Raw genomic sequence first — 26,136 nt, 5'->3', positions numbered from 1 at the left:
GGCGCTACAGGCCGAGCGAGTAGACCACGATACCCAGGATGATGAGGACAAGCGCGAGGATGCGCCGGGCGTTAAGCTTCTCGTGGAAGATGGTTATGCCGAAGATTGTGACGTAGACGTAACCCGTCGCGTCGAGGATTGGCCCCATGGAGAGGGGGATCCCCTTGTACGCGTACACGGAGAGGAGCGTCGCGCCAAAGAACATCGCATAGGCGACGATTACGAGCGGGTTCAGGTACTCACGGATTGCGGAGGAATACTGCCTACCCGCAGACTTCTTGAGCAAAACCTGCGAGATACCCGAGATGAACACGCCAAAAAGGGCGAACAGCGCATATGTGAGCGTCCTACTCATGGTCGGCCTCCTCCCCCGAGAGCGAGAAGAGCACGACGCCCGCAAGTACGATGCCAGCGCCTATGAGCTTGAGAGGCGTAACGTCCTCGCCAAAGAAAAGGACGCCCCATACGATTCCCCAGATGAGAGTCACGGCCCGGTTGGCGTATGCCGCTATGAGCGGCATCCTCTTGATGACTTGCTGCCAGCCGATGGCATATACGGCGAGGATGACGAGCGAGCCTCCATAGCAGAGTACGAACGGAAGGCTCATGAATTGGTGCCGGGCGGCGAGCTTGCTCATGACGCCACTTATTGAGTAGAGCGCAAGCAGTAGATGAAGTGCGAGGAGCACCTTTGTTTGCGACCGCTTCTCGCCCACCTAGAGGTTCACCTTCTCGCGTATGACGTACTGGGGCGTGCTGTTGATGGAGAGCACGATGTTGCCTAGGTACTCCCCAATAATCCCGAGGGCGAGAAGTACCACTCCGAAGAAGAGAAGCAGGATGCAAACGATGGAGGACCAGCCGGCCATGATCGTGGGGTCGAGGACCTTCCTGACGATGGTAACGATGCCCGCCACGAATCCAACAAGAGCCGTGAACACACCGATGCCGGAGATGAGCCTGAGCGGGACGTTTGTGTAATTGAACGACGCAAGCCACAGATTGACCAGCTTGGAAAGCGTGTAGTTCGAGGTCCCGTACTCGCGCTTATGGTGTTCTATCGTCACATTGCCGATTCTGTTCGTCAACCGCGTGAACAATGCGTCTACGTATGGGTTGTAATTCTTGTACTGAATCATCTGGTCCTTTATCTCAGACGTGATGAGCCAGAAGTTACTCGATCGGATGTCCTTAGGCCTTCCAAGAAGCTTCCGAGAGGTCACCTTGTTGAGCCAGCTGGTAAAGTTCTTGATTGGTCCGTTCTTGGACTCCGCGTAGACGCCATACACAACGTCGAATCCGTCATCCATACGGTCCAGCACCTTGCGAATCTGCGACGGATGGCACTGCAGGTCATCGTCAATTCCGAGGATGAGATCGCCCTTCGCGAAGTGCAGACCGCACATGATGGCACTGTGCTGGCCGAAGTTGCGCATGAGGCTCACGCCATGTACGTTGGCATGCCTCTTGGCTAGCTCGCAAATCGCCCCATACGTGTTGTCTGGAGAACAGTCGTTCACCAGGACGAACTCGCAGTCATAGTCATCCCACTTGTTGAACTCGGCAATGGTGAGCTCAACCACGTCCTTGATGGACTTCTCGGACCTGTAGCACGGTATGACCACGCTCACCAGGCGCTTGCTATTGTTCGGGGCCAGTGCCTCGCTCATGCTTCGCTACCTCTCTCCGTACATCTTGCGGTAGTACTCAAGGTATGCACCGCTCGTCACGTGCTCCATCCACTCCTTGTGGGCGAGATACCAGTCGATTGTCTTCACGATGCCGTCCTCGAAGCGTGTCTCGGGCTCCCAGCCGAGCTCTGCCTTAATCTTGTCCGGCGCGATGCCGTAGCGGCGATCGTGACCCTTGCGGTCCTGCACGTACTTTATGAGGTCCTCTGTGATGGCCTTGTCGCCCGTAGCCCGAGCGGTCTCCTCGATAATCTTCTTCACGATGAAGATGTTGGGCCTCTCGTTGTGACCGCCCACGTTGTACACCTCGCCTAGGCGCCCCTTGGAGAGCACGAGGTCTATCGCCTTGCAGTGGTCCTCGACATACAGCCAGTCACGCACGTTGAGGCCATCGCCGTATACGGGAAGCTCCCTGTGGGCCTCAGCGTTGTTGATCATGAGCGGAATGAGCTTCTCGGGGAACTGGAACGGCCCGTAGTTGTTCGAGCAACGGGTGATGTTGACCGGCATGCCGTACGTGTCGCCATAAGCCTTCACAAAGAGGTCGGCACTCGCCTTGGAGGCGGAGTACGGCGAGTGTGGGCTGATGGGTGTGTCCTCGCGGAAGAAGGTGTCGGGCTCGTCGATGGAGAGCGACCCATACACCTCATCGGTCGAGACCTGGAGGTACTTCTTTCCCTCGGGGTACGACCCATCCTCGCGCTCCCAAGCAGCCCTGGTACAGTTGAGCATGTTGACGGTGCCCATCACGTTGGTCGAGGCGAAGGCACCAGGGTCCACGATAGAGCGGTCGACATGGCTTTCCGCGGCGAAGTTCACCACGTAGTCGATATCGTACTTCTCGAACAGAGCGGAAACCGCCTGCACATCCCTGATGTCTGCCTGCACGAACACATGCCTCTCGTCGCCCTCGATGGAGGCGAGGTTCTCGAGGTTGCCCGCATAGGTGAGAAGATCGACGTTCACGATCTTGATGTCGTCGTACTTACGAAGCATGTAGAGCACGAAGTTGGAGCCGATGAATCCAGCGCCTCCTGTGACAAGATACGTCTTGGCCATGTGGCAAACCTACCGTTTCCTAGATGTTGATGGACTTCTTCCACTCTGCGAACGTTGGGTGCATCTGGTCCTTCTGAGAAAGGATTGGCTCTGTACCCACTCCCAGCGGCCACGCCACCGCAAGGTCCTTATCGTTCCAGGTAATGCCGCCCTCGTCGTTGGGGTGGTACACGTCATCGCACTTATAGCAGAACACAGCCGTCTCGCTCATGACGTAGAAGCCGTGCGCGAATCCTCTGGGAATGAAGAGCTGGCGATGGTTCTCTCCAGAGAGTTCGACCCCTTCCCACTTCCCGAAAGTCGGACTGCCCGCTCGAAGGTCAACGCAGACGTCGTAGACGCTGCCCTCGACAACGCGTACGAGCTTCGCCTGCGGGTGTGCGATTTGAAAATGAAGGCCGCGGAGAACGCCACGCTTGCTCATCGACTGATTGTCCTGCACGAAATCTGCAGTGATGCCACCCTTTACAAAGTCGGAGCGCTTGTACGTCTCCATGAAGCCACCGCGATCGTCTCCATACACCTTGCAGTCGACGATGACGACATCCTTGATGTCACTCTCTATGAAAGTGAAGTTTCCATACGTGACGCTCTTTCGCATTTCCCGTCCGTCTCCCATGATTTCCTATCTGTCGCCGGCATCCAGCCACTTCTTCCTACTGAAGAAGTTCCAAAACATCACCACCGCGGTTGCGACGACCTTTACAAACATATAGTAGGGCCCATGTGCATAGTCGACCCCAACGCCCTCGAACGCAACCTGTCCGGCCACCATACAAACCTCGTTGATGGCTAGGCCTATTACGCTCAGGATTACGAAAATCGTGAATTCGCGCGTCTTGCTAAGGTCCTCGCGGTGGGTAAACACAAAGCGCATGCTCGCAAGGTAGTTAAAGACGGTACTAACGCTAAACGATATCGCTGCCGCTAAGACCGGGTCCATTCCAATCGTCTCATGTAAAAGAACCATGAGGCCGAAGTCAATAACGAAGGCGATGACCCCAACCACACCAAACTTCATAAACTGGGCCAGAAGCTGTCTCAAGGATAATCCTCTCGCTCTATTACCTGTTGGCCTTGCCTACGTGCTTATCGCGTTGGAAGTCGCCGTGCATCATTATGTGCATGGCGCTCATAACATGGGCGTAAGACATGCCCATGACCCCTAGCGGACCAAAGCTCTTAAACTCGTAATCCACTTGACCCGCCAGATAGGCAGCCCTTGCCAGTCGCGAATTTTGAGGCATCTGCCGACCCGTGACATCGTAGTAATACTTCCGCCTGTTCGTCGGAAGCTCGCACATCTTGTCAACGATTTCGGGCTTCATACGCAAGAACATCTTCTTGACGTTCTCTTTTACAAGAGGGTTATCCTCGCCATCGTCGATAATCGCGCCACGTGCATAGTCAAAGCCACGCACGTAGTGGGCTGCGAGAATGCCTTCATCCTTCACTCCAAGACGCTCGATAATGTCAAGCATCGTGTGCCACCGGTCGAACGGTCGGGTGATCGCATCATCCGCCTTATGGTCGTACGTGCTTCCCGGGAGGTCGGTGCGGTAGTTATAGAAGCACTTGTTGAGATACAGAATCGCGTCCGCCTGGCACATCGTCTCTATAAGGAATGGGTTGTCTGCCCAGCCAGCCCCGAGATACTCGATAAAACGTATGCCCTTCTCGTTCAGGAATCCGCGACGATATATCGCAGACCAGATAGAGGGATGCGTCGAAATGAGCCTTGGGTCTTCCTCAAGGGTAAATGGACGCTTCGAGGTAGGAATTCTCTTCGTTATAGCTGCCGGAAACGACCTCATGGTATCAGGGTCATCCCAATCCCTTAGGTCGGTCCATGCGGCCTTAACGATGTCTATCTCCTCGTCAAAGGAAGCCGCGAACTTGAGCAGCTCCTCATACATGGTCGAGTCGATGTAGTCGTCCGGCTCGATTATTGAGATCCAACGTCCGGTAGCTTCTTCGATTCCGCGATTGCACCCAGCACCGTATCCGCCGTTCTTCTTGTGAATCGGCTTAATTCGGGAGTCTATGGCCGCATAGCTATCGATGATCTGCGGAGACCCGTCGGTACACCCGTCGTCAATCAGTATGATTTCCAAGTTCTTGTATGTCTGGCCGCAAATACTGTCCAAGCACTGCGGCAGGAACTTCTCGGTGTTGTATATGGGAACGATTACGGATACGAGCGACTCTGCATCCTTACGCATGGTTTCCTCCAAAGTGAGACTTATAGCTATCGCGGTACGAGAAAAGCGCTGTACGCCAAGTTCTCATCCGTTCGGGCACTACGGCATACAGGCTACTGCTATCAAGGGCAGAGAATCGCGGGCGCTCAGCGCTTTCGGGATGTGCAGCCAAGTACTCGGCCGAGCTGCAGCGCTCGACAGTACATTCGATCCCGAACTCTTCGAATATCGCCTGTGCAAAGTCCGCCCATGAGCAAGTCCCCTCACACGTGGCGTGAAAGGTGCCAAAGGCGTCCGTCAGCGATAGCGCAAGGAGCTCGTGGGCCAAATCGCTTGCCGAAGTGGGGTTTCCCACCTGGTCGTCCACTACCGTAACCCTAGAGTGCGCCTGCGCCAAGCGAAGCATCGTCTTTACGAAATTCTTGCCTTCGAGACCATAGAGCCATGCCGTTCGGACCACAAACGTCCTGGGATTACGGGAGGTTGCCAGGCCCTCCCCTGCGAGCTTAGAGCGTCCATAGGCAGAGATTGGACAAGGCACGTCCGACTCAAGACGCGCACCGGATTCCTCCCCCGAGAACACATAGTCCGTCGAGACGTGAACGAGCTTCGCGCCCTGTCGCTCAGTCGCGATCGCAAGGTTCATCGGGCCCAAGGCGTTCGTTGCGAAGGCGCGGGAAAAGTCCTTCTCGCATCCGTCGACGTTCGTCATCGCCGCACAGTTGATGACGACGTCATAGGGATCATGGCTCTCGAACCAAGAATCGACGGAGCGGATGCTCGAGACGTCGAGATCCGCAGAGCCAGCGTAATCGATGAGCGCCACTTTCCACGCATCGGAGATTGGCCCGATCTCCGAGCGTCCACGTTCCACGCAGCGCTGAATTTCGCTACCCAGTTGCCCATGCGCGCCCGTTATTAAAACGTGCATGTCTACTCCTCGTACCTTCCGCTCGGAGCGATGCCACCCTGCGCAACCATCTTGAGGTGCTTGCCATAGTCGCTCTTACCATAGCGCTCCGCGCATGCGAGCAGACGCTCGCGTGGAATCCAACCGTTTTCGTAAGCTATCTCCTCGGGTACGGAAACGGGCAGGTCCTGAGCCTGCTCAACCGTCCTCACAAACTGGGAGGCCTCGGCAAGCGATTCCATGGTGCCGGTATCGAGCCAGGCATACCCACGCCCGAGAGTCACCACGTTGAGGTCACCGGCCTCCAGGTACATCTTGTTCAGGTCCGTGATCTCATACTCGCCTCTAGAGGAGGGAGTCACCCGCAATGCAAAGTCGCAAACACGAGAATCATAAAAATACAGCCCCGTAACCGCGTAGTTGCTCTTTGGATGTATAGGCTTCTCCTCAATCGACACGGCGTTGTAGTCCTTGTCGAACTCTACGACACCAAAGCGCTCAGGATCATCGACGCGATAGCCGAACACCGTAGCTTTTCCACTCTTCGCCGCAGCGACAGCCTTACGCAGGTGGCGCGATAGCCCGTTGCCATAGAAGATGTTGTCACCAAGAATGAGCGCACAGGCATCTGACCCTACGAAGTCGCGCCCGATGACGAACGCCTGCGCCAACCCATTGGGAACAGGCTGCTTCTCGTACGAGAGCGACACACCAAAATCTGATCCGTCACCAAGCAAGCGCTTAAAGTTGGGGAGGTCCTGAGGAGTGCTGATGATCAGAATGTCCCTGATGCCAGACAGCATAAGAGTCGAAAGCGGATAGTAGATCATCGGTTTGTCATACACCGGTAGGAGTTGCTTGCTCGTAACGGTAGTAAGGGGGTACAGCCTCGTTCCGCTGCCACCCGCCAGGATGATTCCCTTCACCTGTCGGTCCTCCTAAGCGTCGACTTCGAGAAAGGCCATGAACGTAAAGATAATAGACCAACAATGGGGAATCCATCGATGCTACAGCTTAGCGGACGCTCCATTACCTTCCGGCTGCCGCAGACACATTCTTCGTGCACGGTCGATTACTGGCCCAATGGACAGTGCAGCAACAACCAGCAACACCACCAGATCACGGTACGTGATAAATGCGTGCACGAAAGAGTGGTTGTCGGCAACCAAATACCATCCGAATGGAAGAGCGCCCACAAGAGCCAAGGGGATCAGATACCACCAGTGAGCCGAACCAAGGCGCCTCCATCGGCCAGTCTTGGCCAGCCATACGAGCGCGACAACAAAAGGCGGTACGAGCATTTTCACTTGCCAGCGATGGACAAGCAGTCCCACGTTCTTTCTTAGGGCCGCCGTCCGCGCAATCTTGAGAGCACCAGACGTTCCGCCCGATCTATATACGACACTTGAGAATCCGTCTCGCATGAAGTCGAAGCCGGTTACCAAGGATGAGAGAATCCATTTTGTAAGCATGAGCCCGCCATATCCAATGGCCCATGACAAAGAGGCGGCAAGCACGAAAAAGATCGATTTCGTCACTTGGTCACGACCGATTCTATCCCGCGCAAGGAACACCTGCATTCCCAAGGGAAGACCCAACGCAACAATAGGAGTGTCGAGAAAGTCGAAGAATACGGTCACGCCTCCAATCACAAAATAGAACACGAGCCAGGAGACGACTCCTTCGCCGCTATTCAGAAAACTCCAGCGACCGTCGTGATGCAGCTGCACAAAAACCGTAGCAGCGATTCCGATACAAAAAGAGAAAAATAGTGAGGGGGAGAACGCAGCAACTATGAAGTGGACCGCGAAGAAGGCGCTTAGGTAAATGACCGCAGTCACTGTGCCCTCCGATCTTGAGAGCAGAACCGTCGACCAGCCTAAAAGCGCGACAAAGGCAAGTAGGAAAACCACCCGTATCTGAGAAAGGTCAAATGCGATAAGAAGCGGTTTCAACACGGAGAGATACCCGTGCCAATAGCGCCCATAGGCTATCCAGCCGTCGGCTGACAGGCTGCCCCGAGGCCTTTTCATGCCACTTTCCAAGGCGGATATCTGGTCGTCGCCATTGCCCGGACCATGCCATTGAAAGTTATAGGCGGCGGAAAGCACGGGGTTCTCCGCAGAGTGGTACGCCTGATTGAGCATGATCGCAGTTGTGTAGTTGTCGAGCTGCCAGGCATCGTCTTCGGGCAATAGCCTGTGGTACTGGCCTTCCAAGGAGAGCTCAGAAATGGACTGCTGCACATGGAGGCAGATTGCAGAACGCGGAATCGAGGCGACGCCAACAGCCAGCAGGCTGAACAGCGTCACGCAGACCAGATAAGCGCAGGCAAGGCGCGTCACCGTCTTTCCCGCAAGAGCAAGGTGGGTACGGCCTAACGATTTGCTTGCCAATGGCCTTTCCATTTCTATTCCCACCTTACGTTCCCCGCACCAGAGTGACGCGCGCCGGCGGGGCTCCCCCACTGGCCGCAGCGCTTCAGCATGTCCATGCGCGCCTGCACGTACCACTTCTCCGCGGCGTCGCCCACATGGCGCGCGACGCTGTCCGCAAGGCCCATGCCAAACGTCGAGAGCAGGGCGTCGAGCGCCATGAGCGCGCCCAGCGCGAGAAGGACGTAGCGCGGCCAGCCGGAGCCCTGTGCCAGGCCAAGGGACGCCACCCACGCCGCAAGCGGCAGGATGAGCGGGCCGTACCACTGCTTCTGGATGAGGCTCGTGAGCTCCGAGGTGTACGTGCCGCTCTTGCGGACCTCCACGTGCACGCCCGTCGCAAGCGACACCGCCCCGTTTATGGCCTCGCGCACGACGCCGGACACGTGCCCGGTCAGCGACTCGTACGCCAGGAAGTACGTGGGATACACCGCCGCGCACAGGAGCGGCACCCAGTCCGCAAGCGTCTGGAGGCGCGCCGCGTCGAATCCCGCCGCACGGCCCCCCGCCCACGGGAACACGTTCCACCACACAAGGGCGAGCGCAGCCACGCAGACCACCCGCAGGAAGACGGGCCCAAGTAGGAAACGGCGCAGGCGATGCGTCCCCGGCGCCGCGTCGACCGCGTCGTTTGCGGCCTTCTCGGCCACCGCGCTCCTGGGGTTGCCGTGCTCGTCCCAAAACAGCGAGTCGTCCACGGCCGTCTGGCGCGCGTGCTGGCCCATGGGGTCAAAGTGCACGCCCACGCCGTAGCGGCCGGGGTCGCCGCCCACGAGGTCGCGCTGGACCGTCGCGGCGGCATCGTCCTCGAAGAGGGTCTTCAGCAGGCCGTACGCCTTGTTCACCTGCGTCATCTTGCGCTGCGCCACCTCGGGGCTGATGCCGTTCGTCGCGGCGTTGTCCGGGTGGTAGCGCTGGGCGAGCTTCATGAAGCGCTTCCTCAGGTCGGACTTCGTGTAGCGCTCCGGCAGGTCGAGGATCTTCTCGGCCTGTGCCTGCGTCATGTCCTGCTTCCTCAAGCTGCCTCCCTGGCCGGGGCGCGTCCGACGACGCGGACTTCCCCCTTCACAAAACGCGGCGACCCGGGGGCCGCCGCGCGCGCAACACTGTTGGCTTTTGGTGCTAGTCCTCGTCGAGCTGAGCCGCGACCTCGTCGGAGACCTCCATGGTGGTGTAGACGTTCTGCACGTCGTCCAGCTCCTCCAGGCGGTCGATCAGGCGCTGCACCTTCTTGGCGTCAGCGAGCTCGAGCTTGGTCGGGGTGTTCGGCACCATCGTGAGCTCGGAGCCCTTGCACTCGATGCCCTGGGCCTCGAGCGCCTTCTGGACGTCCTGCATCTTGTCGTACGCGGTGTAGACGATCCACTGGTCGCCCGCGTCCTCGTAGTCCTCGCCGCCGGCCTCGGCAACGGCCATCATGAACTCGTCCTCGTCGACGGCGTTCTCCTTGTCGGCGACCTTCTTCTCGTCAGAGACGATGACCTTCTCCACGGCGATGGAGCCCTTGCGGGTGAACTGGAACGAGACGGAGCCCGCGGTGCCCAGGTTGCCGCCCGCGTGCGTGAACGCAGAGCGCACGTCGGCCGCGGTGCGGTTGAGGTTGTCCGTCAGGCACTCGACGTAGAAGGCGGTGCCGGCGGGACCGTAGCCCTCGTACGTGACCTCCTTGTAGACCGCGGCGTCGGCGCCGGAGCCAAAGGCCTTGTCGATCGCGGCCTTGATCTTGGCGTTCGGCATGGAGACCATGCGGGCGCGGGCGACGGCCGCTGCGAGGGAGGCGTTGTTGTCCGGGTTGGGGTCGCCACCGGTACGAGCAGCAACGGTGATGTTACGCGAGTGCTTGGAGAAGAGCGCGGAACGCTTCGCGTCGATCGCGGCCTTCTTGTGCTTAGTGGTAGCCCACTTAGAGTGTCCGGACATACACAACTCCTTCTGGTATTGGCAAAAACACAAAGATGATACTCGATAGCGCCCACGCGGGCAAGGGACGCGCCGCCTGCCGGCCGCCACGTTCGCAAAGGCTGCAAATGCGCGGGCGCATTGTCCGTTACCCTAGCACCAACCCGTGAAGCGGAGGATACCATCCCAACTCTGGCTCGTGTGAAGTCCGCGCTGGCGCCTCCACGGGCTGACGCAAATCTCCCAACCAGTCTGGTCGCCAGGACGGCCACCCACGGCGCCGTTGAACTCGTTGCCACGAGCCTCGACCATACTCGAATGCGTCACCATCGCTGCCACGTGATGCAACTCGCTCAGCATGATGTCTCCAGGCTGCGCCTCCCAGGGATTGATGTTGGTGATCCACTGCCAGCCCCTGGCCTGGAGGTTCCTCCTCAGGTCGAAGGTGGTGGTTGCGCCGCCAGTGGAGAATCCCGCCCACCTCAGGCACGAGATTACGAGGGACGAGCAGTCGTAATCCCCACGTTCACCCCAGCGATACGCTTGGTCGTAGCCGTGCCTGTTGTTGTTCGCCACGGCGAGCATGTTGTTCTCGAACCTGACGAGCCTGCTCATCTTGTTCGACACGCTCGCGTTGGAAAGCAGCCAGCGCTGGGCGCTGGTGCCATTGGAATCCCAAATCTGCACGTTGGCGCCGTTGGCATCGGACCCGCCGTACACGTCCAGCACCTTGCCGTTGGCGTTAACGAAGGTGAAGGCGCCGTCCTTGAGCGTGAAGCGCCAGCGCTGTGCGTTGGTGCCGTTGCCCGTGTATTGTTGGACGTTCGCCCCGGAGCCGCCACCACCCTGAACGTCGAGCACCTTGTTGCTCGCTCCGTTGACGAACGCGTAGTAGCCGTTGCCAACGCCAAAGATGTACCAGCGCTGCGCGTCAAAGCCGTTGGAATCCCAGAGTCTGACGTTGGCACCGTCGCAGGCGGAAGCACCCGCGACATCGAGGGCCCGTCCGCTGCCCATAGCGGTCCTAATGGTGTACCAGCCATCATCGAGTGGGCTCACCGCAGCGAAGTTCCACACCTGGGCATCCGTGCCGTTAGGGGCATACACCTGCACGTTCGCGCCGGATGATCTGTTGGCGCCGTAGACGTCCAGGGCCTTGCCGCTTCCCTGGTCCACGAGCGACAGACCATGGCCCAAGACATACGCGAGACCCCACACGTGGTCGTGCCCCTGCTGCACCACGTTGTTGCCGCTGACCGAGAGACGCAGGCCCGAGCCCAGATTGGTGATGGCATACCCGTTGCCCGTGTTCCTGACGTACCACTTCTGCGCCATGGACCCGTTCCAGGCATAGTCCTGAACGTTGGCGCCATCGTGGGTTGATCCGCCGCTCACATCTAGGTTCTGCCCGTTGCCAAGCTGGCTCGTAATCCTATACGTGCCTTCTTCCACGCTTGGCGCCCAGCTCTCAAGCGAGAAGAGCTCGTCCTTCTCGCCCGCGGAGCCCATCGTGATGCCGGAAAACAGGTCCGACACGTTGGAGAATACGAGTCCGGTCTTCTTGTTGACGAAACCGTAGCTGCCGTTACTGCGATACAGGGTCCACAGCTGTGAGTCATCGGCGGTGCTTGCCTCCTGACGGATAGCCGCGCCTGGAACGATGTCGCCATTCACGACCGCGACGGAGAGGCCAGAACGGACGTTTCGGATGCGCCAGTAGCCACCTTCGCGCGTCAGTCGGTACGCCTGGCTCGCAGAGCCGCTACCCGACTCGAAAACGAGACCGGCGCCCACAGACTTGCTGCCGCCGCTCACGGCAAGCGACTTGCCATCGGCCTTACTCACGATCTTGAAGTCGCTACCATCAAGGCTCTCGACGACGTCGAGGCGCGCAGCACACTGAATCGCGTCGACCTCCGCTTCGATGATGTCGCGAAGGCGCCAGATCTGGGCGGCCGAGCCGTTGGCTGCCCATACCTGTAGGTTCGTGCCATTTGCCGTCGAGCCAGCATACGCGTCGAGCGCAAGCTCCGGATGCGCCGCAAGCAAGATATTCGCAAGTCCCTTCGAGTGGTCAATCCACTTGACAATCCACCGCTGCGCATCGGATCCGTTCGCGTCATACTGCCAGACGTTGCCGCCGTTCTTATAGCTGCCGTATGCAACGTCAAGCGCCTTGCCGCTGCCCTGGTTCAAGATGGCATAGGAACCGTCCCCGTTGCTCCTGAAGCGCCAGCGCTGGGCCGCGGTACCATTCGACTCGTACAGCTGGACGTTCGCCTCGTTGCTCTTGGAGCCACAGCTCACGTCCATGACACCACGAGTGCCGTTGTTGTCGTTTTGAATCACGTAGGACTTGCCGTCCAGGGACTCCCCCTCGGAAGGTTCGGTAACTCCATGCGACTTCGACGAATCGTCCTGGGTGATCGTCGTCTGCTGGGACGAGTCCGTCGTGACCTGCGTGCTCGCAGCGGCAGTTGACGTCTGGTCTATCTCGATCGCATTGGTACTTTTCTGCGTCGTCGCACCATCCGTAGCGGGTGTCTGCGCGGGCTGTGCGACTGTCTCCAGCGTCGCCTGCTCGCTTGCGTCTGCTACTGACGTATTCAAAGCGGGAGCGGCGGTCTGGTCGGTCGAACTGGCAGGTTCCAGGGCAAATGCTGCAACGGGCGTCGACAGCGCGGCTGAGACTATCAGCGATGCGGCAGCGCCTCTAAAGAAAGCGGAGGGTCTCATGCAAGGGTCCAATCAGTGTTCGCAGTGGCGGCGGAAGGTATAGCCACCCAATATCCGAATAACACCCTGGCACTTTGGAATTGGCTTTAAGTAATCTTTGGGACCACAAACCACGTAGTTATTTACAGGACGAGAAGAGCGTAGGTCCGAACAGCTGACTTTTCGGACCGAACACAGACCACCCATAACCCATAGTACGCGTTACAGTGCCAGCTGCTCTCTGAACGCCTGCCACAGCTTGTGGGAGCCCGCCGTCGTGGGGTGGAGCTCGTCGGCGTTGAAGTCCTCTGAATCGAGCTGGAGCGTGTCGAGGAAGCTTACGTGCACGTAGCCCTTCATCTTGCAGAGCGACGCGAGGACCTGGTCCGCGCGTTGCATGTCGAAGTTGTTCGTGGCGTCCGTGCGGCGGTTCTGCGGAGGGGACACCACGATAAGCAGCTTGCACTTGGCTGCCGCAGCCTTGAGGCCGATCTCCGCGTCCGCGCAGAACTCGTCTGACGTGCGACGCGCCGCGTCGTTGGTGCCGAGCATGACCACGATCACGTCCGCGCCGTCGCCGAGCCACGCGGCGGGGTCCTCCGCCAGGTACTGCATCTTGAAGCCGGAGACGCCCGCGTTCACGAAGTTGGTGACGCCACGCTGCGCCGCGTACGCCCTGAAGTCGTTTGCCCAGGTTGAGACGGTGGTGGCGCTCTCTTGGTAGCTGCCCTGGGGGCCGGAATACACAACGGTGCCCGTATCCGAGGGAGCGTCGTAGCCGTCGCAGCCCAGGCCCGCCGTGATGCTGTCGCCCAGGACGCGAATGGACTTGACCTCGCCCTTGGCGAACATGTCCGCGAGCTTGGTGCTCACCACGGGCGAGGACTCCTTTGCGGAAGACGAGGAGTCGGACGCGTCCGCGTCCGCGGCGGAGGTGCCTGAGTCCTGCGCCTTCCTGCCAGAGGAATCCTTGGCAGCCGAGGCGGTCGCAGCCGACTTTGCGGGAGCGGGGTTGGGCTTCTCTGGGTAGTGCAGGATGCCGAGCTCGCCCAGCGCCACGATGACGACGCACGCGGCGGCCGCCACGAGCAGCGTGACGAGCGTGCGCGCCACGGGCCGCTGCCCGTAGGCCGCCCCGCCGTGCGACCCCCTCGCCCGCAACGTCGATTGCGCCTTGGATGCCGCGCGCTTCTCGCCCGTGTGCTTGGCCACGTCTGCCACCCTCTTCCCGTATGAGCCTGCAGAAGATTCTAGCAGTACCACGGCGCTACGCTGCGCATGCGATGCAAGGTGCGCCCGCGCGCCGCTAGCGCAGGCCATACTTTGCGACGACGCGCCTGATGGCGCGGCGCCACGGCAGCCAGATGGCCGCAAGGAAGCCGACCGTGGCGACGGAGTGCGTCACGTCCAGGGGAAGGGCGAGCGCAAACGCCGCAAACACGGTCTGCCACGTGATGGGCCGCACGTATCCCAGCACGTACCAACCGTTGAGCAGCAGGCCGTACAGCAGGCCGGACGCGGCGCCGTACGCGTACAGCGCCCAGCCGCGGCGAAGCGCGCCCGCGTCTGCCAGAACACCCGCCAGGTAGCCCGCGAGCCCCCACGCGTACATCTGCATGGGCGTCCACGCGCCCTGCCCAAAGAAGAAGTTGGACGCGAGCGCCGCGATGGCGCCCACCAAGAACCCGCTGCGCCGCCCCAGGGTCGCCCCCGCCACGATTGCGATCGCAGATACCGGCTTGACGTCCGGCAGCGGCGCGAACACGATGCGCCCGGCCGCCGCGACGGCGCCCAGGGTCGCCGTGGGCAGGATCTGCCTGAGCGCCGGGCGCGACGCCTCGAAGCTTGCGAAGAAAAGCGCGAGGCTGAGCAGCGTGACGAGAAGAACGAGGCCTCCGGTGGCAGAAAGCTGCAGGTAAGCGCAAAGTCCGGCCACGGCCGGAACCGCGATGAGCGCCACGGGTTCCAGTGCGCGCAGCACGCGCGCACGCCGACCCCGGCGTGGTTGCCGCCCGCTCATGCGCGCCACACCCAGGACTCGCGAAAGAACTGCCCCGCCGGCTGCGTAAGCGCCACCTGCCCGTCAAACAGAAGCGAGCAGCTGTCTGCCACGGCACGCGCGAACGCCACGTCGTGCGTGGACAGAAGCACCGTCGCGCCGCCCGCGGCCGCCCGCCTCACGTGCGCGGCCACAAGCGAGCGCGCCGCGTGGTCCAGCCCCTTGGTGGGCTCGTCCAGAAGCAGCAGCCGCGGCCGCGTGAGCAGGAGCTTCGCGAGCGCCAGCAGCTGCTGCTGGCCGCCGGAGAGGTCGTACGGGTGCCGCGCGAGGGCGCCTTCCAGGCCAAACGACGTCGCGACCGCGAGCATCCGCCCGCGGTCGTAGCCGGCCGTGGGCGCCCACTCCATTAGCTCCTCCTCCACGCTCGGGCGCGACAGCAGCGCCTTTGGCTGTTGCGGCAGAAGCGCCTGCGAGCCGGAAAGCGCGTTTGCGACGCGCCCACGCTGAGGTGTCAGCATGCCCGCGACCGCCATGAGCAGCGTTGACTTGCCAGAACCGTTGCCGCCGACGACGGCGCGCACCTCGCCTGCGGACATCTGCAGGTCCGCACCGCGCAGCACCCACGCGCCGTCGCGCCCGTAGCGCCCGTAGCGCACCCACGCGTCACGCGCGCTCACGACGGGGGCAGACGGCACCGCGGCGAACGCGCGCGGCGCGGGGCCCGGGACGGCGGCCGACGCCGCGCCCGCGGGCCCGCCCGCGGCAATGAGCGCCGGCTCTTCTCGCAGGGAGTCCAGCGGCACCTGCCGCGGACGGCCGCCCTCCATGCAAAAGGCCATGCTCGCGAAGTCCACCATGGCGCGCGGCGCGTGGGTCGCCACCACCACGGTGCAGCCTAGCTCGCGGTTTACGCGGCGCAGCAGCGAAAGGAAGCTCTTCTCGGCCACGGGGTCGAGCATGGAGGTGGGCTCGTCCAGCAGCAGCACGGACGGGCGCATCGCAAGCGCTGACGCCAGCGCCAGCAGCTGCCGCTGCCCGCCGGAAAGGTCCGCGCAGCGCCGGTGGAACCACGGCTCCATCCCAAAGAAGTAGCAGGTCTCGGCCACGCGGCGGCGCATCTGGTCCTGCGGGACGCCCAGGTTCTCAAGGCCGAAGGCCAGCTCGTGCCACACGCTGTCGCACACGATTTGGCTGTCCGGGCTCTGGAACACGTAGCCCACGCTCTCCGCGGACTCGCGCGGGGACATCGCGGCCGCGTCGCGCCCAAGCACGCGCACGGCGCCCGAAAGCGCGCCCTGCGGCCGGATCTCTGGCTTGAACAGCTTGAGCAGCGTGGTCTTGCCGGATCCCGTGCCACCCACCAGCAGCGCAAACGCGCCGGCCGGCACGCGCGCGCTCGCGTGCGACACCACTTCTGGCCCCGCGAGCTCCCCCGCGGGCACGGCATACGAGAAGGACGCGTCCTCAAGCTCGAGCGCCGGCTGCGAGGCGTGGTCGAGCGCCGGCTGCGCCGCCGCGGGCCCGGCGGCCTGGCCCTCCGCACGTGCCACGGCCCTTTGCCGCGGCCCTTCTCCCCCGCACGTCTTGACCCTCATCGCAGGCTCCCCTCGCGAATGCGCCTGACCGCGGTCACGACCGCAGGCCCCAACGACAGCGCCATATACGGCACATAGCCCCACCACGGCACGAGCGCCGGCATGTTGGGATAGAAACTCCACTGCGACTGCGCCACCCACGCAAGCAGCGCGCAGGCAAGTGCAAGAGACCCCACGGCAGTGGCCAGCACGACGTCACGCGCGCGCAGTGTCTGTAGCCGGTAGCGCGTGCGCGGGCCGCCCACCTCCCAGCCGCGGGCGCGCATGGCATCGGCCCGCTCCACGGAATCCTCCATCGCCCATGCCATAAGCACGGTCGAGGCATTCACGTAGCCCATGCGGCTCGCGCCTTTGCCAGGCGCGACAGCCGGACCTTCCACAGCAGGCGCCTGGGCGCAGGTGCACGCCGACCGCGTGGAGCTCACGACGCCGTAGCGGCGTCGCAGCTGCGGTACCAGCTGGATTGCCATGGACACCATGGTGCTCACCACGGGGAGGCAGCTTCCGGAAAGCTCGAGCAGGCGGTCCTCCGTCAGCACGCACGCCGCGTCCAACACCCACTGCAGCATGGATACAAGCGAGCCTCCCATGCATAGGCCATAGGCAAGCGCCTCTAGGCGCACCGTCACGGGACCAAGCGTAGCCACCACCGTGGCGCCGGAGTGCGAGAAGAGCGGGTTCGCCAGGCAGACAAGCGCAACCATGGGCAGCTGCCAGCGCAGGCGCCGCGCCGTGGAAAGCGCGCCCTGCAGGCACGTGCCAAACAGCAGCGCCCCCGCGACGGAGATGGCCACGAACACGGGCTGCGTCACGAGCGTTCCGATGCCGATGACGGCCGCGAAGTACACAGCCGCCACCACGGGATGGCTCTGCCCAAACGCCACGTCCGCGCGGTGCGAGCCCGCGGGACTCACTTCGGCGTCACGTGCGACGGCACGCCTCTTGCACTTGTCTTGCGCTCGCCCCACGCTACTGCCCCGACGTGACGTAGCTCCACACGACGGAGTCGCCGTCGTGCACGGCATACAGGTCGCTCATCATGCCGGGCATCGAGCCGTTCACGGAATACGTCCACCCGTGCGACGCGTCCTGCCCCAGGCCGTTGATCGCGGTCACCCACGTGCCGCCGCCGGCGTACGCGCCGCTCTCCACGGAGGCGCCCGTGGCCAGAAGCGCGTCGTACGCCGTGGCGCCCGAGCGCAGGCTCACCCTATAACCGGCCCCGTTTATCGATACGGAAACCGTCATGGCAGCCGTGCCCTTGCCGCCGGAGCCAGAGCCGGAGCCGGATGTGGCCGCAGATCCGGACGCCGCGCCCTTCTCGCCCGAGGCGCCACCCGCCGCCCGGTCAGATCCGGTCGAGGCCTTTGCATTTTCGCCGCTTGAAGAGCCGTTTGCTGATCCGTCCGCACTCGAGCCGTCATGTGCGCCCGTCGTTGCCGCCGTACCAACCGCAAGCGTGCTACCGCTTAGCAACGTGGGCGCCTTTCCGCCCTCGGCCGAGAAGGACTGCTTTCCCAGCCGCGCATACACCTGGGAGTCTATGGCATATCCGCTTGCAGCGGAAAGGATGTGCGCAACGTCAGCGCCCTTGACCTTGGCCGCGGACGCGGAGGGCAGGGCCACGCTCATGCGCACGACTCCCGACGCGTCCTCCTCTATCCACGTGACGGTCGCGTCTGCCTTGCGACCCGCGACCCACCTTGCGAGCGCGAGCGTGCGGCGTGCCGCGTCTTGCACGAGGCTTTCGGCCTTCTGGTCCTGGGCGTGCTCCACCCAGATGTCGTGCTCCGTCACGACCACGCGCACGTCGCCCGTGACGGCAAGGTCCTCCTTGCCAAGGCGCAGCCGCTTGAGCTCGGACTTCACGGCGGCCTCGTCGATGGCAGCCGTCTTTGTGGCGGCGCCGGAGGACTTCTTCGCACTCGCCGCGCTTGCGGTTGCCTTGCTCCGTGCCGGGGCGTCCGCCCGGAGCGTGGAGCCCGTCGCAAACGCGAGGGGGTCCCTCCCCTGCACGTACTCGCTCATCGACCATGCACAGAACGCGATAAGCGCCACGGCCAGCACCGCGGCGGCTACGCGGGCGGCGCGCATGCCGCCACGGCCAGCACCGCCACCATTTGTCGCGGCGCCGCCGCCAGCTGCCTGCGCACCGGCGCCAGAGGCGGTGCTCGCGGACTTGAAGTCGAGGTTTTCCTGCTTGTCTGCCATTACTTCTTCTCCCGTTCGTCGCGCTTGCCCCTGCGCCGCAGCGCCATGATCAGGACCACGGCGCCCAGCGCCATGCCAATGACCGGCCAGATGGGCAGGCTGCGTCCGCGCGATGCGGCCGCAGCCGCCTTGCTTGCAGTTGCCTTTGCCGAGGCATCTGCCGCTACGTCAACCGTGGACGCCGTCCCCTCGGAGGCGCCTTCGGACGCGCCGTCTTGCACCTGTATGCCAAGCACGTCGGACGCGACGCCGTCCAGAAGCGCCAGCGGTCCGGACGTCGCGGCGGTACCAGACTCCTTCGCGCCCGCGAGCGACGCCACGCCACGCACGACCTTCGTCGAGCCAGGCTTTGCCGAGCCCGACTTCGTGGCGGCGCTGCCGTTGCCACCCCTACCACTCGCGGCGGCGTTGCCGGTACCCGCGGCGTGCGCGGACCCAGTGCCCTTGTCCTTCTCGCCCCGCGAGCCTTCGTTCTTGCCAGAATTCTTGCCGCTGTCTTTACCGGAGTCCTTGCCGGGGTCCGTCGCGCCGGACTGCCCCGGGATCTCCTGGCTGGGGAGCGCGTCCGTCGCGCCCGCGCCGGCAAGCTTGAACAGGTAGCCGGAGTCGTTCACGAAGTACAGACTGCCGTCGGCCGCCGCCACGACGCTCGCCATGTTGTACTGCCACTGCGCCTGGTCGGGCACGTACAGCAGGGTCACGTGGCTCTGCCCCACCTTGTACATGAAGACGCCGCCCGGCCGTCCGTTGCTCGTGAAGTACACGTACGTGCCGTCCGGCCTCGTCACCACAAGCGGCGCGCTCTTCACGTCGCCGGGGATGGCGTTGTCCTTCGCGGCGGACGTGGTGGTGGCGTGGCACTCCACCTTGAGCGTCTGCGCGTCGATCACGCTGATGCTGCCCGTGCCGGCGACGCGACGGTCCGCGCCGCCCACGTAGATCTTGCCGTTGGAGAGCGTGGGCGTGGACGTGCTCGCGTTGTCGAACTTCGCGGTGCCCGTCTGGCTGAGCGAGCCGTCCGCCGCGATGGCGATGCGGTGCAGCACGCCGTCCGTCGTGACCGCGTACGCGACGGTGCCGCCCTCGGCCGCGACGATTCCCGCGCGGGAGGGCGCGCCAAGCGAGAAGGTCGCAGTTGCCTTGCCCGTGGACGCGTCGTGCAGCGTCAGGTTTCCGCCGTCGTCTGCCACCAGTATGCCCGCGACCGTCTGCGCGGCACCTGCCCAGTAGTAGCCGGAGCCGGTCTTCTGTTGCTGCCAGCGGACGGAGCCGTCCTTGAGGTTGAGGGCCAGAAGCGTGCCGCCAAGTGACGATCCGTCGAAGCCGGCGGCAGAGGTTCCCAGGTAGACGTAGCCGTCACGCACCAGCGGGGTCGATATTGGCTGCTGCGTCGCACCGCCTAGCGCGGGCAGCGCGTCCGTCAGCCACACGGTCTTGAGCTTGTCTGCCGTGAGCGCCTGCACGCGGCCGCCGCGCAGCGGCACCACCACGACGCCGTTTGCGTACGCGATGCGGCACGTGGACTCGACGCGGTCCGCGAGGTCCGCCTGCTGCACGATCTTGCCGGTCTTGGCGTCGCGCACCTGCAGCTTGTTGCGAACGGCGATGTACACCTGGCCGTTCACGAGGATGGGGTCGCTCATGAACGTCTGGCCGGCCGTGCCCAGGTCGCAGGCCCATGCAAGCGAGGAGCCGCTCGTGGGGGTGTCGGCCGTGGACGTGCCCGTGCCGTCCGCCCCCTTGTACGCGCCCCACTCCGCCGCGAAGTCGGGACGCGGCGCGTCCGGCGTGACGGTCACGTCCTGCGTGGGAGGCTCTTCTCCGTAGCTGCCAAAGAACCACTCGATCCTGTCACCTGGCTGTACCACGTACTGGGCGGCGTAGTCGCTGGCGAGCTTGCCGTTTACGTAGAACTGCCACCAGCTCCAGTTGCCGGCCGCGTCCTGCGCGTATCCCAGGGACGCCTTCCCGTTGGGAAGCACGCCCGTGGCCGCGCTGATGGTCCCGACCATGTCGTCGCAAGTCATGCCGTTGCGCTCAAGCACCGCCTTCGTGAGCTGCACGGCCGTGGTGCCCGCAGGCACGCTCGCCTCGCTCTGGCCCACCCAGCTCGTGCCCTCGCCAAAGGCGTTGGGGCCAACCACCTTGACGGAGGCCGTGACGTTTGCGGCGTCGCTTGCGGGAAGCTGGTCGCCGTATGCGGAGTAGTACCACACCACGCTGTCGCCGTCGGAAACCTTTACGGCGTCTGCCATGGCGTCAGACGGCTTGCCGTTCACGAACAGCTGCCAGTAGCGCCCGGTGCCGGCATCGTAGCCAAGCGCCGCGCCCGTGGTGGGCGACGTGACGGTCTGCAGGTACGTGCCATAGTCGGTATCCTGCGCAACGTAGGTGATGCCGCGCGCGGCAAGCGTCTTGCGCGTGAGGTCCCACGCCGTGGAGCCAGAGTCCAGCCTCTGCGTGGACGTGGCCCACGTCTCCGTCTTGCCAAACGCGTCCACGCCGATCACGGTTGCGGTTGCCTGCACGTACGGCGCGTCCTTCCCCGTGGTGCCGCTCACGGTGATGCTTGCGGTTACCTGCGTGCCGGCGAGCTCCGAAAGCTTCGTCTTCAGCTCCGCAGAGACTCCCGCGTCGTCCTTGTAGCGCGCGTAGTACGCCCCGTACTTCTCGCTCGCGAGGTTTGCGGTTATCTGCACGCGCGTGTTGTACTGCGGGCGCGTCACGCGCAGCGTCTGGTTGCTGACGACGGTAGGCTCGCTCGAGGCGAACGTGCGACCCTGGTCGCTGGAGCCCATGGAGTCGTACCCCGGAAGCTCCGCCGCGACGATGCCGTGCGCGGCATCCGCGTCCGTGACGCTTTCCGCCCAGCCCAGCGTGCCCGAGGCGTCCTGGTAGGCCTCCATGAACGGCCTGAGGTTCCGCGTGACGGCACCCGCGTCCTGCCCGTCGAGCAGGCGCGCGCCAAACTGGTCGCGCACGCGGTGCAAAAGCGCGAGCTCCGCGTCGACGTCGCCGGATGCCAGCGGCTTCACGGCGAGCGAGAGGGACTTCGTCACGTACTTGGTCGGGTCGTCCTTGAGCGCGATCTTGCACGTGAGTTCCACGGTAGCGTCGCTTGCGCCCTCGACGGGACGCAGCACGTTCGCACGGTATCCGTTTATCTGCAGCGTCTGGTTGGAAGACGAGTAGCTGACCGTAACGTCGAAGTCGAGCCGCCTGGTGCCCAGCGTCCTAGTGGTGGGCAGCTGGATGTCGCCCGTGACGGCGGCGGGGTCGAGGTCGCCGTCCGCCGAGGATACGTAGCCCAGGTTCTTGTAGGTGAAGTTGTCGTCCAGCTTCTGCTGCGCCTCCGCGAGCTGGCGCTGCACGAGGCCGGGGTCTCCCTTGACGGTGACCTCGAAGCTGCGCGTGACGCTTGCGCGCGGCGCGTCCGAGCCAGAGAAGCTCACCGTCGCCGTGAGCGTGACGCGCTGGTCCGCTGACGTGACGTTGGGGGTCGCAGTTGTCTGCTCGTCCCAGGAGTAGCCGGAAAGCGCGAGCGCGGATTCGTCCGACGTCTTCCAGCTCACGCTCACGCCGGCGCCCAGCTTGTTTGGCAGGGCGAACTCCTGCGTGACGGAGTCTGCGGCATCGCCGTCCGCGTACGCGGGCGCAAGGGAGTCCGCCGCGGCGTCGAGCTCTGCGGACATGGCCTCCGCATCCCAATCGAGCTGCACGAACTTCGCGGGCGTGTACCATGCGGTCGCCGTGCCGTACGTGAGCCTGAACGTGGGCCTCACCTGGCGCAGCACCGACGTCGCCGTCGACACCGCCTTCTTCGCGGGACTGAGCGAGAAGAACGTGACCTTCCCGTTGTCTGCCACGTCGCAGGAGATGCCGCCACGCTGGCTGGGGTCGGGCGTGGCCGTGGTCTCGACGGACTGGGTGGCGACCCGAACGTCCGCGTACTTCTCGCCCAGCATGGCGAGGCGGGCGCGAACCATGTCGTTCACGTTGGTGTCCGTGCCGTAGACGGGCGACGGGGCGTACCCGCTGAAGCCGTCGGACGCAAGCGCCTGCACGGCCTGGGCCAGCAGCTCCTCATCCTGCTGCGTGCCGCGCGCGACGACGGGGCCGACGGCGGAGGACGTGACGTTGTTGCGCGACGTGGCGCTCACGCGCAGGAACCTGCCGACGAGCGCGTCCGTGAGGGTGAGCGTTGGCTCCGTTGCGCCGGCGATGTCCGCGAACGCCCCATCGCTTGCATCTGCCTGCTGCCACTGCCACGCGATGGGTGCGGACGAGTCCGCCGGCTGCGTGCCGCCCCAGTCGCTCGCGACGTACGCGGAGGCGGAGAGCGTCTGCCCCTCCTTTGCGGTGCCGGTGACCTTGGCGCCGTCGAGCGTGGCGCGGCCGTCCGCCACCTTGCCGGTGGAGCTGTCGCTCCAGAGCTCGCCGCGCGTTCCGTCCGCGCGCGTGAAGGTCAGCTTGCACGCCAGGAACGCGTCTGCGTCCGCATCCGTCACGACGTAGCTGCGCGACGTGGCACCCGCGATGGGTGCATAGGAATCAAACTTGGTACCGTACGACACGGCAGTGCCGCGGTACCACTGATACGAGTAGTCCGCATATGCGGAGGCGGCGATGGGGGTCTCGTCCTCGTCGCCCCAGTCGTCCTCCTCCGTGGTGTAGGCGTTTGCCGTGAGCGTGGTCCCCGGGGCGACGACGGTGTCGTAGCGGACCTGCGACCCGCTGGCGCTCGTGATGCGCGCGACGTCCGGCACCACCGCGGCGACCGTCGCGGTCGGCGCGGCCACGGGAGCGTCTGACGTGGACGCGGCGCTGGTCGCGGGGGCAGGCGCGGACGGGGTCGTGGAAGTCGGCTTGGACGCGGACGGCGTCGCCGCAGAGGACGCAGACGAACCAGTCGCCGTCGCGTGCGACTGCGCGCCCGCGGGCGGTGCCGGTGCCTCCTCCGAGGTGGAAGCCTTGGTCGACTCGACCGGCGCGTCGGAGGCACCCGTCGTGGCCTCGGCTGGCTGCCCGGCCGCTGCCTGCGTATCCGCGGTGCCCGCCGCCTCTGCGAGCGCCGCCGTGGGCACCTGACTCAGGACGAGCATGAAGCCGAGCGCCGCAGTTGCCGCACGCGCGGCAATGCCCTTTTTGCTGGGAAAACGCATCCTGCCCTCTCCTTCCCATGGGAAACTGTGAGGGCACGCAGGATTGGAAGCCAGGAAGGCATCCCATCTGGCAGGTCACGTCCTTCTCGCCCGTGCGCCAATGGACGCAACGGACGCGCACGACTGGATCGCGCCGACGGGCCGCCACTGTGTGAGCATAGTTCGCGCTGATCCGGGGTTGAACCGGAATCCTTTTGCCTAGGCCTATGAGCTTTGGACCATGCCCTCAGGTTCTGTTAAGTGAGGTCGATTCTAGCAGCTGGGGGCGCACGGCGAGCTCGGGGGCGCGTATGGACACATCTTTGCAAGAATCTGGTGGCCGCCACTCGTTGGCCGGCCTCAGAGGCAAGCGGGATGGAGCCTCGATCGGAACTCGAGCGTGCTGCGCAGGCAAAGAGGGCAGGTCGGGCTCACGGCACCCGGTGCCGGTACACTTCTGCCGCGAGCTTGCAGGGGCGACGCAAACTCGGGTCCCACGAGTACGGGGAAGCGTTGCGCCCTGGTACACTCCTGCGCCGAGTTTGCACGCCCGCACGAAACTCGGGGCAGACGGGTACCGGGAGGCGCCCCCGCGGTACACGCCTGCCCCCAGTTCGCGGGCAGGCCGCAAACTCGCCCCTCATGTGTACGGGGGGCACGCCCCGCCGGTACACGTGTGGCAGAAACGTACGGGATCCCGTAAACTGGGCCGCGACGTGTACCCGGCCCGGTACACGTCTGCCGCGAGCTTGCACGGACCCGTGAAACTCGGCCGCGACGTGTACGGGCGTGTCGACTCGGGGCTCACGTGTACCGGCGGCCGGCGCCCCAACGCCCTACTCACCGAGAGCGCCATGGGCGCAAAGCCAGCAATCATACGCCAAGGGCGAGTCTACGCGTTTGCGCAGGTCCGCCCTCGTGTCGTTGCATGCCAGTTCGACGTGATCCCGCACTGACGCCCAGCTGTCGTCCGTATCGCTGTCGTCCGTGTCGTAGTCGCCCGCGTCGCTGCCGGCAACGTCCCGCGCCGGCGCCCCCGGCCGCGCTACGCGGCCGAGCCGACCTCCGTCAGCCGACCGGCCTGCGGCCGCTGCGCGCGGTGCGAAATCATCAGTATCGCGACGCCCGCCACCACCAGCGGAATCGACAGGCACTGACCCATCGTGAGCCAGTTGGTGCCCAGCAGGTAGCCCAGCTGCTTGTCCGGCAGGCGCACGAACTCGATCAGAAAGCGGAACGTGCCATAGCCCAAGAGGAAGGTTCCCAAGAACGTTCCCTGCGGGCGCGGCGGATTCGCCTTGCGCGACAGCGTGAACAGGATGACAAACAGCACGACGCCCTCGAGCAGGGCCTCGTACAGCTGCGACGGATGGCGGTACACCATGCCGCCGCCCGCGTCGTCGAACATGACGCCCCACGGCAGGTTCGTGGGCTTGCCCCACAGCTCGCCGTTGATGAAGTTGGCGCAGCGCCCAAAGAACAGGCCGACCGGCGCTCCAATGACGGCGAGGTCGCACATGGTGGGGATGGAGATCCTCAGCTTGCGGCACGCAAGAGAGCCGCCGACGATGGCGCCCACCAACCCGCCGTGAAAGCTCATGCCCCCCTCGTAGGTGGCAAATATCTTCAGCGGATGCTGCAGGTAGTAGCCGTCGCCATAGAAGATCACGTAAAACAGGCGCGCGCCGATGATCAGGCCAAACGCGATCGCGATGATCACACTCGTGACGTCGTCCGGAGAAATCCCCAGCCCCCACCGCCGCGCGACGCGATAGATCACCACGCCGGCCAGCGCGATGCCCACGACGTACGCAAGCCCGTACCAGCGAATGGCCAGCGGGCCTATCTGCACGATTATGGGGTTGAGGTGATGGTAGAGCTCGTTAAGCCACATCGAACGTCCTTCTCCTTGCGCGCGTCACGTGTGTCGCACGCGCCCCGGCGGGCGTCGCGCGGCCTGGGCGAGAAGTGCCTACCACGCCATCGCGGGCTCGACCTTGGTGACGCCGGGGACGTGCTCCTTCAGGATGCGCTCGATGCCCTCGCTCATGTCGTAGCTGGACAGCGGGCAGCCGGCGCACGCGCCCTGCATCTCGAGCGTGACGACGCCGTCGTCCGTGCAGTTCACCAGCACCACGTCGCCGCCGTCGGCCTGCAGGCTCTGGCGGATGACGTCGATGGTCGCCTCCAGAAGCTCGCGGTTCACGCCCTGCTTCGCCTCGCCCTCCGCGGGTGCGGCCTGGTCCTTGGTCTGATCGGTGTTCTCTGCCATGAGTGGCG

Annotated in this window: 21 protein-coding genes; all 21 read right to left on the bottom strand. The window is 63.8% G+C overall.

Annotated elements, in window-relative coordinates:
- Nucleotides 1–4: 4 nt before the first annotated feature.
- Complete coding sequence (locus tag HF885_RS09335; RefSeq protein ID WP_170104660.1) at nt 5–355, bottom strand: EamA family transporter; 351 nt, start codon at nt 353–355, stop codon at nt 5–7.
- Nucleotides 348–716 (bottom strand): transporter, encoded by a 369-nt coding sequence (locus HF885_RS09330; RefSeq protein ID WP_170104659.1) that lies wholly within the window; start codon nt 714–716, stop codon nt 348–350. The genes HF885_RS09335 and HF885_RS09330 overlap by 8 nt, the downstream gene beginning before the upstream one ends.
- Nucleotides 717–1,670 carry a glycosyltransferase family 2 protein gene (locus HF885_RS09325; RefSeq protein ID WP_170104658.1) on the bottom strand — a complete coding sequence of 318 codons (954 nt, stop codon included), beginning with the start codon at nt 1,668–1,670 and terminating at the stop codon, nt 717–719. It lies immediately after the preceding gene.
- 6 nt (nt 1,671–1,676) lie between these two features.
- On the bottom strand, nt 1,677–2,750 hold the full coding sequence (gene rfbB / locus HF885_RS09320) for a dTDP-glucose 4,6-dehydratase (protein ID WP_170104657.1): 1,074 nt from the start codon (nt 2,748–2,750) through the stop codon (nt 1,677–1,679).
- Nucleotides 2,751–2,769: 19 nt separating this feature from the next.
- The gene (gene rfbC, locus HF885_RS09315; protein ID WP_170104684.1) at nt 2,770–3,351 is read right to left on the bottom strand and encodes a dTDP-4-dehydrorhamnose 3,5-epimerase; all 582 of its coding nucleotides are present in this window, start codon (nt 3,349–3,351) and stop codon (nt 2,770–2,772) included.
- A 24-nt stretch (nt 3,352–3,375) separates the two neighbouring features.
- Nucleotides 3,376–3,795 carry a GtrA family protein gene (locus HF885_RS09310; RefSeq protein WP_170104656.1) on the bottom strand — a complete coding sequence of 140 codons (420 nt, stop codon included), beginning with the start codon at nt 3,793–3,795 and terminating at the stop codon, nt 3,376–3,378.
- Nucleotides 3,796–3,814: 19 nt separating this feature from the next.
- Entirely contained in the window at nt 3,815–4,972 is a 1,158-nt protein-coding gene (locus HF885_RS09305) for a glycosyltransferase (RefSeq protein ID WP_170104655.1), read from the bottom strand.
- Nucleotides 4,965–5,882: a dTDP-4-dehydrorhamnose reductase gene (gene rfbD, locus HF885_RS09300; RefSeq protein ID WP_170104654.1), complete on the bottom strand. Its 918-nt coding sequence runs from the start codon at nt 5,880–5,882 to the stop codon at nt 4,965–4,967. The genes HF885_RS09305 and rfbD overlap by 8 nt, the downstream gene beginning before the upstream one ends.
- 2 nt (nt 5,883–5,884) lie before the next feature.
- Nucleotides 5,885–6,787 carry a glucose-1-phosphate thymidylyltransferase RfbA gene (gene rfbA, locus HF885_RS09295; protein WP_170104653.1) on the bottom strand — a complete coding sequence of 301 codons (903 nt, stop codon included), beginning with the start codon at nt 6,785–6,787 and terminating at the stop codon, nt 5,885–5,887.
- 81 nt (nt 6,788–6,868) lie between these two features.
- A complete protein-coding gene (locus tag HF885_RS09290; RefSeq protein WP_170104652.1) occupies nt 6,869–8,269 on the bottom strand; it encodes a hypothetical protein in 1,401 nt (466 codons plus the stop codon).
- Between the two features lie 2 nt (nt 8,270–8,271).
- Nucleotides 8,272–9,315, bottom strand: a complete 1,044-nt coding sequence (locus HF885_RS09285; protein ID WP_235927393.1) for a J domain-containing protein — start codon at nt 9,313–9,315, stop codon at nt 8,272–8,274.
- A 103-nt stretch (nt 9,316–9,418) separates the two neighbouring features.
- Nucleotides 9,419–10,216 (bottom strand): YebC/PmpR family DNA-binding transcriptional regulator, encoded by a 798-nt coding sequence (locus tag HF885_RS09280; RefSeq protein WP_090861396.1) that lies wholly within the window; start codon nt 10,214–10,216, stop codon nt 9,419–9,421.
- Nucleotides 10,217–10,348: 132 nt separating this feature from the next.
- Entirely contained in the window at nt 10,349–12,805 is a 2,457-nt protein-coding gene (locus HF885_RS09275; RefSeq protein ID WP_170104651.1) for an RICIN domain-containing protein, read from the bottom strand.
- 327 nt (nt 12,806–13,132) lie between these two features.
- Nucleotides 13,133–14,122 carry an SGNH/GDSL hydrolase family protein gene (locus tag HF885_RS09270; protein ID WP_328804371.1) on the bottom strand — a complete coding sequence of 330 codons (990 nt, stop codon included), beginning with the start codon at nt 14,120–14,122 and terminating at the stop codon, nt 13,133–13,135.
- 94 nt (nt 14,123–14,216) lie between these two features.
- Nucleotides 14,217–14,891 (bottom strand): ECF transporter S component, encoded by a 675-nt coding sequence (locus tag HF885_RS09265; RefSeq protein WP_328804370.1) that lies wholly within the window; start codon nt 14,889–14,891, stop codon nt 14,217–14,219.
- Between the two features lie 35 nt (nt 14,892–14,926).
- A complete protein-coding gene (locus tag HF885_RS09260; RefSeq protein WP_170104648.1) occupies nt 14,927–16,504 on the bottom strand; it encodes an ATP-binding cassette domain-containing protein in 1,578 nt (525 codons plus the stop codon).
- Nucleotides 16,501–17,472 (bottom strand): energy-coupling factor transporter transmembrane component T, encoded by a 972-nt coding sequence (locus tag HF885_RS09255; RefSeq protein ID WP_206109888.1) that lies wholly within the window; start codon nt 17,470–17,472, stop codon nt 16,501–16,503. Before HF885_RS09255 ends, HF885_RS09260 begins: the two co-directional genes overlap by 4 nt.
- Before the next feature lies 1 nt (nt 17,473).
- Entirely contained in the window at nt 17,474–18,715 is a 1,242-nt protein-coding gene (locus HF885_RS09250; RefSeq protein WP_170104646.1) for a DUF4430 domain-containing protein, read from the bottom strand.
- Nucleotides 18,715–23,877, bottom strand: coding sequence for an immunoglobulin-like domain-containing protein (locus tag HF885_RS09245; RefSeq protein ID WP_170104645.1), 5,163 nt, complete (start codon nt 23,875–23,877; stop codon nt 18,715–18,717). Before HF885_RS09245 ends, HF885_RS09250 begins: the two co-directional genes overlap by 1 nt.
- 1,024 nt (nt 23,878–24,901) lie before the next feature.
- Nucleotides 24,902–25,750: a prolipoprotein diacylglyceryl transferase gene (gene lgt / locus HF885_RS09240; RefSeq protein WP_170104644.1), complete on the bottom strand. Its 849-nt coding sequence runs from the start codon at nt 25,748–25,750 to the stop codon at nt 24,902–24,904.
- A gap of 78 nt (nt 25,751–25,828) precedes the next feature.
- A complete protein-coding gene (locus HF885_RS09235; protein ID WP_229769585.1) occupies nt 25,829–26,128 on the bottom strand; it encodes a NifU family protein in 300 nt (99 codons plus the stop codon).
- Nucleotides 26,129–26,136: the final 8 nt, after the last annotated feature.

This window comes from Parafannyhessea umbonata (genome assembly GCF_012844235.1).
Lineage (GTDB): Bacteria > Actinomycetota > Coriobacteriia > Coriobacteriales > Atopobiaceae > Parafannyhessea.
The sequence above is the reverse complement of the archived record's forward strand: the minus strand, read 5'-3'. Positions and strand labels throughout refer to the sequence as shown.